11 protein-coding genes are annotated in these 12,686 nt (G+C 69.7%); 10 read left to right on the forward strand and 1 reads right to left on the reverse strand.

Features of this window, described 5'->3' with window-relative positions; translation table 11 throughout:
• Positions 1-64 precede the first annotated feature (64 nt).
• The 7 genes from B118_RS0106045 (at position 65) to B118_RS0106080 (ending at position 9,654) form a co-directional block, all read left to right on the forward strand.
• Positions 65-985: a septum formation family protein gene (locus B118_RS0106045; RefSeq protein ID WP_027645575.1), complete on the forward strand. Its 921-nt coding sequence runs from the start codon at positions 65-67 to the stop codon at positions 983-985.
• A gap of 129 nt (positions 986-1,114) precedes the next feature.
• Positions 1,115-2,833: an L-aspartate oxidase gene (locus B118_RS0106050; protein ID WP_028192508.1), complete on the forward strand. Its 1,719-nt coding sequence runs from the start codon at positions 1,115-1,117 to the stop codon at positions 2,831-2,833.
• Positions 2,830-3,726, forward strand: coding sequence for a carboxylating nicotinate-nucleotide diphosphorylase (nadC, locus tag B118_RS0106055; protein WP_027657596.1), 897 nt, complete (start codon positions 2,830-2,832; stop codon positions 3,724-3,726). Before B118_RS0106050 ends, nadC begins: the two co-directional genes overlap by 4 nt.
• A gap of 35 nt (positions 3,727-3,761) precedes the next feature.
• Positions 3,762-4,520, forward strand: a complete 759-nt coding sequence (locus B118_RS0106060) for a type III pantothenate kinase (RefSeq protein WP_018217457.1) — start codon at positions 3,762-3,764, stop codon at positions 4,518-4,520.
• Positions 4,521-4,723: 203 nt separating this feature from the next.
• Entirely contained in the window at positions 4,724-6,232 is a 1,509-nt protein-coding gene (lysS, locus tag B118_RS0106070; protein ID WP_018222249.1) for a lysine--tRNA ligase, read from the forward strand.
• 117 nt (positions 6,233-6,349) lie between these two features.
• Complete coding sequence (locus B118_RS0106075) at positions 6,350-6,700, forward strand: histone-like nucleoid-structuring protein Lsr2 (RefSeq protein ID WP_033660423.1); 351 nt, start codon at positions 6,350-6,352, stop codon at positions 6,698-6,700.
• A gap of 419 nt (positions 6,701-7,119) precedes the next feature.
• Positions 7,120-9,654: an ATP-dependent Clp protease ATP-binding subunit gene (locus B118_RS0106080; protein ID WP_018222251.1), complete on the forward strand. Its 2,535-nt coding sequence runs from the start codon at positions 7,120-7,122 to the stop codon at positions 9,652-9,654.
• Between the two features lie 61 nt (positions 9,655-9,715).
• Here B118_RS0106080 and B118_RS0106085 read toward each other — a convergent pair whose 3' ends face one another.
• Positions 9,716-10,615 carry an HhH-GPD family protein gene (locus tag B118_RS0106085; RefSeq protein ID WP_018811529.1) on the reverse strand — a complete coding sequence of 300 codons (900 nt, stop codon included), beginning with the start codon at positions 10,613-10,615 and terminating at the stop codon, positions 9,716-9,718.
• A 129-nt stretch (positions 10,616-10,744) separates the two neighbouring features.
• Here B118_RS0106085 and B118_RS0106090 point away from each other — a divergent pair, with 129 nt between their 5' ends.
• The 3 genes from B118_RS0106090 to B118_RS0106100 all read left to right on the forward strand — a co-directional run bounded on the left by B118_RS0106090 (position 10,745) and on the right by B118_RS0106100 (position 12,659).
• A complete protein-coding gene (locus tag B118_RS0106090; protein ID WP_018222253.1) occupies positions 10,745-11,257 on the forward strand; it encodes a glycine cleavage system transcriptional repressor in 513 nt (170 codons plus the stop codon).
• The gene (locus B118_RS0106095; RefSeq protein ID WP_018222254.1) at positions 11,254-11,817 is read left to right on the forward strand and encodes a peptide deformylase; all 564 of its coding nucleotides are present in this window, start codon (positions 11,254-11,256) and stop codon (positions 11,815-11,817) included. The genes B118_RS0106090 and B118_RS0106095 overlap by 4 nt, the downstream gene beginning before the upstream one ends.
• 131 nt (positions 11,818-11,948) lie before the next feature.
• On the forward strand, positions 11,949-12,659 hold the full coding sequence (locus tag B118_RS0106100; RefSeq protein ID WP_026270724.1) for a hypothetical protein: 711 nt from the start codon (positions 11,949-11,951) through the stop codon (positions 12,657-12,659).
• The last annotated feature ends 27 nt before the right edge of the window (positions 12,660-12,686 follow it).

Here is a 12,686-nt window from a genome sequence, read left to right on the forward strand (position 1 = left end):
CGGGCATCTTTGGCTACCCTGGGTGGACTCGTCAGCAGACGGGGCGTCGACTCTGGGAGGCGGCGTGGGGCATCGGGTCGGGAAGGGTGCGCGGGCGGTCGGCGGTGTGCGGGCGTGGTGCGCGGCGACGGTGGTGGCGCTGCTGGCGGGTTGTGCCGGGCCGACCGACGGCGACCTGACCGACGACTGGGGGGCGCTGCCCGCGGCCGGTCCGTTCACTCCCGAAACGGGGGTGTGCCAGGTGGCCGACGCCACCACCCAGGTGACCCTGGCGGCGTACCAACCAGTGGAGTGCTCGGTCCCGCACCGGGTCGAGACCGTGCACGTGGGCACCTTCCCGACGGGGCAGTCTGGCCCACCGGCCGCCGGCTCGGCTGACCTGTGGGTCGCGTTCGTCGACTGTGACACCCGCACCAGCACGTACGTGGGGGCCGACTGGCGGACCGGGCGGCTGCGGCTCTGGGTGGCTGTCCCGTCCCCTTCGGGCTGGGCCGCTGGTTCCCGTTGGTACCGCTGCGACCTCACCGAGGTGACCACCGCAGAGGTGGACGCCGGGGTGGTGCTCCGCACCGGCAGTCTGCGCGGCGGGCTCGCCGCCGGGTCACCGTTGCGGCTCGGTTGCCAGCAGAGCGGTCCGGATCGGGGCGGTGGGGGGGTGGAGGCGCTGCGCCCCGTGGACTGCCGCAGCCGACACGACGCGGAGTTCGTCGGGGTGTGGCGGGCGCCAAAGCGCCCGTACCCCACCGCGGACGCGGACTGGGCGCCGCTCTACGCTGGCTGCCGCAGCGAGATCGCACGCTTCACCGAGGTGCCCGACGACCCGACGCTACGGCTGCGGGTCGATGTGGTGGTCCGTCCACCCAGCGCCGGCCGGTGGGAGGTCGGCGATCGAGGAGTCCGCTGCTACCTGTGGCTCAGCGACCGCCGGGTGACCGGGTCGCTGCGGAGCGCCGGTCCGGCGGGGTTGCCGGTCCGGAACCGGTGACGAGGAGCTTGCGGCACTCTCCTTCGGCCTCGTCGGCGTGCGGATCGGCCCGGTCGGGTACGGCGTTGCCCAAACCACTCGTCTCGCCCCCGCCGCCTCCCACGTGCGTTGTTCGGGTTGACTGTGGGGATGGACCTACCGACCGGTGACTGGCCGGCCCTGCCCCGTCTGCTGGCGGCGCCCGCGCCCGGGTGGGTGGAGACGACTGACGTGATCGTCGTCGGCTCTGGTGTCGCCGGGCTGACCGCCGCGCTCCACCTGCGGGAGGCGGGCCTGCACGTCACGGTGGTCTCCAAGGTTGACATCGAGGAGGGCTCGACGCGCTGGGCGCAGGGCGGCATCGCCGCGGTGCTCGATCCGCACGACACCCCCGCGGCCCACGCCTCGGACACCGAGATCGCCGGGGTTGGCCTCAGCGATCCGGCGGCGGTCCGGGTCCTCGTCGAGGAGGGGCCGACCCGGCTGCGGGAGTTGATGCGGATCGGCGCGGAGTTCGATCGCCACCCGGACGGCTCGCTCATGCTCACCCGGGAGGGCGGGCACCGAGCGGACCGGATCGTGCACGCGGGTGGCGACGCCACCGGTGCGGAGGTACAGCGGGCGCTACACGCTGCCGTACGCCGGGATCCTTGGATCCGGCTCGTCGAGCACGCCCTGGTGCTGGACCTGCTCCGGGCCGCCGGCGACGGTCCGGACGGGCTCGGCCCCGCCTGTGGGGTGACTCTGCATGTGTTGGGTGAGGGCAGCGAGGACGGCGTCGGGGCGATCCTGGGGCGCGCGGTGGTGCTCGCGACCGGGGGGATGGGGCAGGTCTTCGGGGTTACCACCAATCCCGCGGTCTCCACCGGCGACGGGGTGGCCCTCGCGCTGCGGGCCGGGGCCGCCGTCACCGATGTGGAGTTCGTCCAGTTCCATCCGACCGCGCTGATCGTCCCACCGTCCGCCCGGGTGGACGGGGCCCGGCACGCCCAGCAGCCGTTGGTCTCCGAGGCGCTGCGGGGCGAGGGCGCCCAGTTGGTGGACTCCGATGGCAGGCGGTTCATGGTCGGGCAGCACGAATTGGCGGAGTTGGCCCCCCGGGATGTCGTCGCGAAGGGCATCCACCGGGTGCTGCTGGCCACCGGCTCGGACCATGTCTACCTCGACGCCCGACACCTCGGCGGTGACTTTCTTGCCCGCCGTTTTCCCACCATTGTGGCGTCCTGCCTGGCCATCGGCGTCGATCCGGCGACCGACCTGATTCCGGTGGCCCCGGCGGCACACTACGCCTCCGGCGGCGTCCGTACCGACCTGTACGGCCGTACCTCCATTCCCGGCCTGTACGCCTGCGGTGAGGTCGCCTGCACCGGTGTGCACGGCGCGAACCGGCTGGCCAGCAACTCGCTGCTGGAGGGGTTGGTCTTCTCCCGCCGGATCGCCGAGGAACTGGCGACCGGCCTGCCGGAGCAGCTGCGCCCGGCCTCGACCGGTGCCTGGGTGGGGGGTGCGGGTCGGGTGCTTCCCGTCGCCGGCGTTCCCGACCTGCAACGGGCGATGACGCGGGGCGCGGGCGTGCTGCGGTCGGCGGCGACCCTGGCCGACACGGCGGCTGCCCTGGCTACGCTAAGCGACGCCGCGGGAGTTCCCCGCACCGCGGACTGGGAGGCGACGAACCTGCTGACGGTGGCGACCGTGCTGGTGGCGGCCGCCACCGCGCGGCAGGAGACCCGGGGTTGCCACTGGCGGGAGGACTTTCCGATGGCCGACGAGCGGTGGCGGGGCCACCTGGTCGGCACCATTGATCCACAGGGCCGGCTGCTGCGAAGGTGGCAGGGGTTCGGGGCCACCGAGCGTGGGGAGGACAGGTGACTGGAGAGACCGAGGGCTTGCTGCGGGCGGCCGGGCTGGACCCGGAGCGCGTACGGCGGGTGATCATCGACGCGCTCCTGGAGGACCTGGGGCCGGAGTTTCTCGACGTGACCAGCGTCGCCACAATCCCCGACAGCCAGGTTGACACGGCGGACCTGGTCGCGCGTGCCGACGGGGTGGTCGCCGGGTTGTCGGTGGCCGCGGCGGTGTTCGAGCTGGTGGGCGAGGTGACCGGAGCTGGCCGTACGGTGGCGGTGTCGCTCGTCGCCCAGGACGGGCAGCGGGTGGTCCGTGGCGATGTGCTGGCCACGGTGACCGGACCGACCCGGCTGCTGCTCACCGCCGAGCGCACCGCGCTGAACCTGCTTTCCCGGATGTCCGGCGTCGCCACCCACACCCGGGCCTGGGCCGACGCGTTGGCCGGCACGAAGGCGATGGTGTTGGACACCCGGAAGACCACCCCGGGCCTGCGGGCGCTGGAGAAGTACGCGGTCCGCGCCGGCGGCGGCACCAACAAGCGGATGGGCCTGCACGACGTGGCGATGGTGAAGGACAACCACAAGCTGGCGGCCGGTGGGGTGGCCGCGGCGTACCGGCGGGTCCGGGCGGCCTTCCCGGACGTGGGGGTGCAGGTGGAGGTGGACACCCTGGCCGAGGCGGTGGAGGCGGTGGCGGCGGGCGCCGACTTCCTGCTGGTCGACAACATGGGGGTGGAGCTGCTGCGCGAGGTGGTGCGGGCGGTCGGGGAGCGGGCCGAGTTGGAGGCGACCGGGGGGCTGACGCTGGCGGTGGCGGCCGAGGTGGCGGCGACCGGGGTGGACTTCCTGTCGGTCGGCGCGCTCACCCACTCGTCGTCGATTCTGGACGTCGCGCTGGACCTACGGACGGGGTGAGGGGGCCCGCGTTGGCTGTTGTCTAGGCTGTCGGTGTGCTGCTCTGCATCGACATCGGAAACACCAACACCGTGCTGGCGACCTTCGATGGCGACAAACTGGTGCACTCCTGGCGGATCAACACTGATCCGCGGTCTACCGCGGACGAGTTGGGGTTGATGTTCCGGGGTCTGCTCTCCGGTGCCGATGTGGAGATCAGTGGAGTGGCCGCCTGCTCGACGGTGCCCGCTGCGCTCCGGTCGGTGCGTACGATGCTGGACCGCTACTACGCCCACGTGCCGCACATGATCGTCGAGCCCGGGGTGCGGACCGGGGTGCAGCTCGCCATCGACAACCCCAAGGAGGTCGGCGCCGACCGGGTGGTCAACACGCTCGCGACGTACAACCTCTACGGCGGCCCGTCGATCGTCGTCGACTTCGGCACCACCACCAACTTCGACGTGATCAGCGGGCGGGGCGAGTTCCTGGGCGGGGCGTTCGCCCCCGGTATCGAGATCTCGTTTGACGCGCTCGCGGCCCGCGCCGCGCAGCTGCGCAAGGTCGAGGCCGCCCGGCCGCGTTCGGTGATCGGCAAGAACACGGTCGAATGTCTGCAGGCCGGCCTCTACTTCGGCTTCGCCGGGCAGGTGGATCGGATCGTTGAGCGGATGGTGGAGGAGCTGGGTACGGTCAAGGCGGTGATCGCCACCGGAGGGCTGGCCCCGTTGGTGATGCAGGAGTGCCGGACGATCACTCACCACGAGCCGATGATCACCCTGATCGGGCTCCGAATGGTCTACGACCGCAACGTTTGAGCCGGTACCTCCGAGCGGTACGGCCGGTCGTCAACCCGAGTAATTCCGGGTACTACGGTCGTAATCGGTCGTCATCGCCCCTCTGTCGCGGGAGTGGGCGTGGGTTCGGTCATGGCGGCCGGCTATCCGATGTCCCCCGCGAGAGCCCTTGAGTACGCTCGGGGGCTGACCCCGCCCGAATTCCCTGCCTGAGGAAGCGCGCCGTGATCGAGCAGAACGCCGTACCAGTTGACCCCGCCGACGATCTTCCGGAGCAGATGAAGGTCCGCCGGGAGAAGCGGGATCGGATGCTCGCCGAGGGGATCGAGCCGTATCCGCTCGGCTATCCGCGGACCAGCACGCTCGCCGAGATTCGCCAGAGCTACGCCGACCTGCCCACCGACACGGCCACCGGGGACCAGGTGTCGGTCACCGGCCGGGTGATCTTTGTGCGGAACACCGGCAAGCTCTGTTTCGCCACGCTCCGCGACGGCGACGGGACCGAGCTGCAGGCCATGCTCTCCCTGGACCGGGTCGGCGCGCAGCGGCTCGCGGACTGGAAGCAACTGGTGGACCTCGGTGACCTCGTCGGGGTGACCGGTGAGGTGATCACCAGCCGGCGGGGTGAGTTGTCGGTGCTGGCACAGGGGTGGGCGGTCACCGCGAAGGCTCTTCGTCCGCTGCCGGTGGCGCACAAGCCGCTCAGCGAGGAGGCCCGGGTCCGGCAGCGCTACGTCGACCTCATCGTTCGCCCGCAGGCCCGGCAGATGGTTCGTACCCGGGCGACCGCGGTGCGAAGCCTGCGGGAGTCCCTGCACGAGCGCGGTTTCCTTGAGGTGGAGACCCCGATGCTCCAGCTGCTGCACGGCGGTGCGGCCGCTCGCCCATTCGTGACCCACAGCAATGCTCTCAACACTGACCTCTATCTACGAATCGCTCCGGAACTATTTCTCAAGCGCGCGCTCGTTGGTGGCGTAGATCACGTCTTTGAGATCAACCGTAACTTCCGCAATGAGGGCGTTGACTCGTCGCACTCGCCGGAGTTCGCGATGCTCGAGGCTTACCAGGCGTATGGCGACTACGACACGATCGGTGAGTTGACCCGTCATCTGATCCAGCGGGCGGCGCTCGCGGTCGGCGGATCGACGGTGGTGACCCACGCGGACGGTCGCGAGTTCGACCTCGGCGGTGAGTGGCGTTCCGTGACGTTGTTCGGTTCCCTTTCCGAAGCGCTCGGAGAGGAGGTCACGGTACGCACGGAGCGGGCCCGCCTGGTCGAGTACGCCGACAAGGTGGACTTGGCGGTCGACCCGAAGTGGGGTCCGGGCAAGCTGGCCGAGGAACTGTTCGAGGAGTTGGTCGTCCCGGGTCTGCTGGCACCCACCTTCGTGCGGGACTATCCCGAGGAGACCAGCCCGTTGGTGCGGGCACACCGTAGCGAGCCGGGCCTGACCGAGAAGTGGGACCTCTACGTGCTCGGCTTCGAGCTGGGTACGGGCTACTCGGAGTTGGTGGATCCGGTGGTTCAGCGGGAACGCTTGGTGGCCCAGGCGCGGCTCGCGGCGCGGGGCGACGACGAGGCGATGCAGCTCGACGAGGACTTTCTCCGGGCCCTGGAGTACGGAATGCCACCGTCTGGTGGTATGGGAATGGGAATCGACCGGCTCCTCATGGCGCTGACCGGCCTGGGAATTCGGGAAACCATCCTCTTCCCGCTGGTCCGACCGGAGTGACGGGCGGGTCACCCGACTCGTAACCGGATCCTATTGACGCGCGGAGCGTCGTCCGGGTTATTGTGCTCTTGCGGGATTCGCAGAACCGCTGCACCCTGCTGGAAAGGAATGTGGGACGTGGCCAAGCAGATCATTCATAAGCTGGTCGATGACCTGGATGGCGGGGACGCTGACGAGACCGTCAAGTTCGCCCTCGACGGCGTTCAGTACGAGATCGACCTGTCGAGCGTCAACGCCGAGAAATTGCGGGAGGTATTCGCCGCGTACGTCGCCAACGGCACGAAGGTGGGCCGGGGTGGCGTGGTCGTGGGTGGCCGGGCTGCCCGAGGCCGGGGCGGTGCCACCGCCGATCGTGAGCAGAACAAGGCGATCCGGGCCTGGGCCAAGAAGGCCGGCAAGGAGATTTCCGACCGGGGTCGCATCCCGCAGGAGATCGTGGACGAGTACCACGCTCGCGCCGGCCACTGACCGGTATCTGGCGGACGCCGGCCCGGAGCACAGACTCCGGGCCGGCGTTGCTGTGTCTCGGCCCGGTGGCCGCCGGGGCGGGGTGACGCTACCGCTGGTGGCGCCGGCGGTGTCGTCGTGGCGGTGCGCCGGGTGGGCTGTTTCTGGGTCGGTGGCGGTTTCCGACGTGTCGTGGGGGCGATCCGGCGGCGGCCGAATTTCGCTCTGCGCGTAGCAGCGCTGCTACCGGAACACCTGCTGAGCGCGGACGGTTGGGCAAAACAGCGCGTATCCGGCGCCGCCGGGGGAGGCAGGACCCCAGCGGAGTCGGCGCGCGGCGATAGAGTTAAAAGGCACGGACGCCCGTCCCGGGCGTTCACGCAGCGGCCCCGCCACGATCTAGATCATCGAGGCGCACGGTATGTGAGGAGCACGAGGGCATGTTCGAGCGGTTCACCGACCGAGCGCGTCGGGTTGTTGTCCTGGCCCAGGAAGAGGCCCGGATGCTCAACCACAATTACATTGGTACTGAGCACATTCTGCTGGGCCTGATCCATGAGGGTGAGGGCGTGGCCGCCAAGGCGCTGGAGAGCCTGGGGATCTCTCTGGAGGGCGTGCGTCAGCAGGTCGAGGAGATCATCGGGCAGGGCCAGCAGGCGCCGAGTGGTCATATTCCGTTCACCCCGCGGGCCAAGAAGGTGCTGGAGCTCTCGCTGCGGGAGGCGCTGCAGCTCGGGCACAACTACATCGGCACCGAGCACATTCTGCTGGGCCTGATCCGTGAGGGTGAGGGCGTGGCGGCGCAGGTGCTGGTGAAGTTGGGGGCGGACCTGAACCGGGTCCGTCAGCAGGTGATCCAGCTGTTGTCGGGCTATCAGGGCAAGGAGCCGGCAGCGGCGGGGACGGCGCCGGGTGAGGCCGCTCCCTCGACGAGCCTGGTGTTGGACCAGTTCGGTCGCAATCTGACGCAGGCGGCCCGGGAGGGCAAGCTCGACCCGGTGATCGGTCGGGAAAAAGAGATCGAGCGGGTCATGCAGGTGCTGTCCCGGCGGACGAAGAACAATCCGGTGCTCATCGGTGAGCCGGGTGTGGGTAAGACCGCCGTGGTGGAGGGCCTGTCGCAGCGGATCGTCAAGGGCGAGGTGCCCGAGACGCTGAAGGACAAGCAGCTGTACACCCTTGACCTGGGTGCTCTGGTGGCGGGTTCACGGTACCGGGGTGACTTCGAGGAGCGGTTGAAGAAGGTCCTCAAGGAGATCCGCACCCGTGGTGACATCATCCTGTTCATTGACGAGATTCACACGCTGGTGGGTGCGGGTGCCGCCGAGGGTGCGATCGACGCGGCGAGCATTCTGAAGCCGATGCTGGCGCGGGGTGAGTTGCAGACCATCGGCGCGACGACGCTGGATGAGTACCGCAAACACCTGGAGAAGGATGCCGCGCTGGAGCGCCGGTTCCAGCCCATCCAGGTTGGTGAGCCGTCGTTGCCGCACACCATTGAGATCCTGAAGGGGCTGCGGGACCGCTACGAGGCGCACCACCGGGTGTCGATCACGGATGCGGCCCTGGTGGCGGCGGCGACCCTCGCCGACCGGTACATCTCGGATCGATTCCTGCCGGATAAGGCGATCGATCTGATTGATGAGGCGGGCGCGCGGATGCGGATCCGGCGGATGACCGCGCCGCCAGACCTGCGGGACTTCGATGAGCGGATCGCGCAGGTGCGTCGGGACAAGGAGTCCGCGATCGACGCGCAGGACTTCGAACGGGCCGCGCAGCTGCGGGACACCGAGAAGCAGCTGCTGGGTCAGAAGGCGCAGCGGGAGAAGGAGTGGAAGGCCGGCGACCTGGATGTCGTCACCGAGGTCGACGACGAGCAGATCGCCGAGGTGCTCGGTAACTGGACGGGTATCCCGGTCTACAAGCTGACCGAGGAGGAGACCTCCCGGCTGCTGCGGATGGAAGACGAGCTACACAAGCGGGTCATCGGCCAGGAGGACGCGGTCAAGGCGGTGTCGAAGGCGATCCGCCGCACCCGGGCCGGTCTGAAGGACCCGAAGCGTCCGTCCGGCTCGTTCATCTTCGCCGGCCCGTCCGGGGTCGGTAAGACCGAGCTGTCCAAGGCCCTCGCGGAGTTCCTCTTCGGCAGCGAGGACGCGTTGATCCAGCTGGACATGTCCGAGTTCCACGACCGGTACACGGTGTCCCGGCTCGTCGGCGCGCCTCCCGGCTACGTTGGCTACGACGAGGGCGGGCAGCTGACCGAGAAGGTCCGTCGGCGGCCGTTCAGCGTGGTCCTCTTCGACGAGATCGAGAAGGCCCACCCGGATGTGTTCAACACGCTGCTGCAGATCCTCGAGGACGGGCGGCTCACCGACGGTCAGGGCCGGATCGTGGACTTCAAGAACACGGTCATCATCCTGACGACCAACCTCGGTACCCGCGATGTCGCCAAGGCGGTCTCGCTGGGCTTCCAGGCCTCTGACGACTCCGACTCGAACTACGACCGGATGAAGCAGAAGGTCAACGACGAGCTCAAGCAGCACTTCCGGCCGGAGTTCCTCAACCGGATCGACGACACCATCGTCTTCCACCAGCTACGCCACCGGGAGATCCTCTCGATCGTCGATATCATGATCGGTCGGATCGAGACCCAGCTGCGCAACAAGGACATGGGGCTGGAGCTCACCGACAACGCCAAGCAGTACCTCGCTACGAAGGGCTTCGACCCCGTTCTCGGTGCCCGGCCGCTACGCCGTACGATCCAGCGCGACATCGAGGACAACCTCTCCGAGCGGATCCTGTTCAACGAGCTCAACCCCGGCCAGATCGTCATCGTTGACTGCGAAGGTGATCCGACCGATATCGATTCCTCCACCCTCACCTTCCGCGGCACCGACAAACCGGCCGAACTGCCGGACGCGGTCCCAGCCGACCTCGGTGGTGCCGCCACGGGGGCGGACGACGCGGCGTAGGCCGGCAGGTCCAACCGACGAGATCGGCCCGATGGCGATCGCCATCGGGCCGATCTCGTGCTCAGTGGACGAGGATCGGCGGTCCGTCCCCGGCCAGCCGGAAGGACACCTCGTTGACCTGCTCCACGAGGCCGTCGTTGACCAGGCCGGCCAACGCCCGAAACCGCTGGGCTTCGTCGGCCCACACCTGGTCCAGGCGCTGCCGGGGCACCGGGGCGGTTGCCTCCCGGAGCACGCCGAGCAGCAGCCCACGGACCTGGCGGTCGGTGCCCGCATACCGTTGCGGACGTCGGGTGGGGCCGGTCGGCGCCGGCTCCCCGGAGGCCCGCCAGGCGCAGATCGAGGCGACCGGGCAGCTCCCGCACCGCGGCGACCGGGCCGTGCAGACCACCGCCCCCAGCTCCATGAAGGCCGCACTGGCCAGCGCGGCGGCGTCCGGCTCCGCCGGCAGTAGCTCCTCGGCGGCGACCAGGTCGGCCGGGCGGGTGGCGGGGCCGGCGTCCGGTTCACCTGCGACCGCCCGAGAGATCACCCGCCGTACGTTGGTGTCCACGACCGGGTGCCGCTGCCCGTACGCGAACGCGGCCACGGCCCGCGCCGTGTACGTGCCAACTCCTGGTAGAGCCAGCAACTGCTCCAGCCGATTCGGCACCTGTCCGTCGTGCCGCTCCACGATCGCCACCGCGGCCTCACGCAGTCGGACCGCCCGTCGTGGATAGCCGAGCCGCCCCCACATCCGGATCGCCTCCGCTGGCGGCTCCGCCGCCAGGTCGGCCGGGGCGGGCCAGCGTGCCATCCAGTCTGTCCACGCGGGCAGCACTCGGGCGACCGGGGTCTGCTGGAGCATCACCTCACTGACGAGGATGGCCCAGGCGCCAACCTCGGGACGCCGCCAGGGCAGATCCCGGGCATGCTGCGTGTACCACCGGCTGACCCGGGTGGTGAAGGTCGCTTCAGTCATCGTCGGTCGATCATTTCACGCGCGGGACGCGCGTGCCCGCGGTGGCCAGCCCCGCTGACCAGTCCCGACGAGTGGGCAACCGGGCAGTATCTGGGTGGCGCTCTGGGCCTGGTCGGGGAGAATCCGGGGATGAGTGAGCTTGCCATCACCGTCATCGGCCGGGATCGACCCGGCATCGTGGCCGATGTCGCCGAAGTACTCGCCCGCCTCGGTGCGAACCTCACCGACAGCACGATGACCCGGCTCCGGGGGCATTTCGCGATGACGTTGATCTGCGTGGGCCCGGCCGCCGCCGAGGCCGAGGCCGCGCTGGCGCCGCTCGCCGCCGACGGTCAACTCCTGGCGACGGTACGCGCGGTGGTGCCCGACGCGGAGCAGACGTCGAGCGGCGCGCCGTATGTGCTGGCGGTGCATGGCGCTGATCGGATGGGCATCGTCGCCGCCATGACCCGGGTGCTCGCGGAGGCGGGCGGCAACGTCACGGACCTGAGTACCCGCCTCGCTGGCGCGCTCTACGTCGTCCTCGCCGAGGTCGACCTGCCGCCGGACGTGGCCGCGCAGGTGACGGCCCGGTTGGCGGCGACCGCCGCCGACCTCGGGGTGGAGGTAACCCTCCGGCCGGCCGACCCGGACCTGTTGTGAACCGCGAGGAGCGCGCCGGCCTCGGCGACTGGACGCTGGACGTGCTGGGCCCCCCGGGCCAGGTGCGACCGGTGGTGTCCGCCCCGGCGGCGGTGCTCAGCCGGGCCGGCGGCGAGGTGGATCCGACGGCGGAGCAGACGGTACGCCTCGCCGCCGATCTGGTCGCCACGATGCGCGTCGCTCCGGGCTGCGTCGGTCTGGCCGCCCCGCAGATCGGGGTCGGTGCCCGGGTCTTCGCGGTGGATGTCACCGGCCATCCGAAGGCCGGCATCGGGCACGGTGCGTTTGTGCTGTGCAACGCGGTCGTGGTGGAGGCCAGCCGATGGAAGGCTGGACGGGAGGGGTGCATGTCCGTGCCGGATCTGACCGGTGATGTCAAACGCGCCGGTCACCTGGTGGTCGAGGGGGCCCTGCCCGGGTCCGGAGCGACGGTTCGGTTGGTCACCAACGCGTTCGAGGCGCGGGCCCTGCAACACGAGATCGACCACTGTGCGGGTCTGCTGTTCCTGGACCGGGTTGCCGGTGCCCATGCTGTGTACCAGCGCAAGGTGTATCTGTGACCACGTTCGGTTTTCCCGCCCGCACCCTCGGCTGCCTGGATCGTCGTAAGTGGAGAAAAGCTTTCATCGGCTGGGCGGGCTCGGCGCGTCGCTGTCGGTTGCCGCGCGTGGCACCGCTACGGTAGAGCATCATGCGTCTGACGGTCGGCCCCTTGCCCCCCGCCGTTTACTGGCGGCGTCGCGCCGTTGTGCTCGGAGCGGTGTTTCTCTTCTTGGTTGTGGTTTTCTACTCCTCGTGGGGTAACTCGGACGAGTCAGCCAACAAGAATGCCAGCGGGCAGGGGCAGTCCTCCGGTGACTCCCCAGCCGCCTCCGAACCCCCGGTCGGGCCGGCGGACCCCCCGGACGACTCGGGCGACGCCGGTGGGGAGGAGCCGCCCAACTCCGAGTCGTCCGAGCCGTCCGAGGCGGCGGACCCGCCTCCGGCGCCCCCGAGTATCGATGACGGCGCCTGCACCGATGCCGATATCAGCGTGACCGCTGTGGCCCAGCCGGCGTCCGTGGGCAAGGGCGATGCCGTTGACCTGCAATTGAAGATCAAAAATGTTTCGGACCGGACCTGTAGCCGGGATGTCGGCGCGGACAAACAGGAGCTGTTCCTCAAGTCGGGGGCGGCGACGATCTGGTCCTCCGACAGCTGTGGCACCGGTGAGGGCTCGGACGTCCAGTCGTTCACCCCAAATTTTGAGCGGTCCTATCGGATCACCTGGAACGGCAACGACGACAGCCGCTGTCAGGGTGGGGTCGCCACCGGCCCGGAAGCGCCGCCCGGCACCTACCAGGTGTTCGCCCGGGTCGGCACGAAGCACAGCGAGCCCGTGGAGCTCAAGGTCACCGGCTGACGCAAGCCGTATCGCCGGCGGGGGTGG

The organism is Salinispora pacifica CNR114 (assembly GCF_000514775.1).
Lineage (GTDB): Bacteria > Actinomycetota > Actinomycetes > Mycobacteriales > Micromonosporaceae > Micromonospora > Micromonospora pacifica.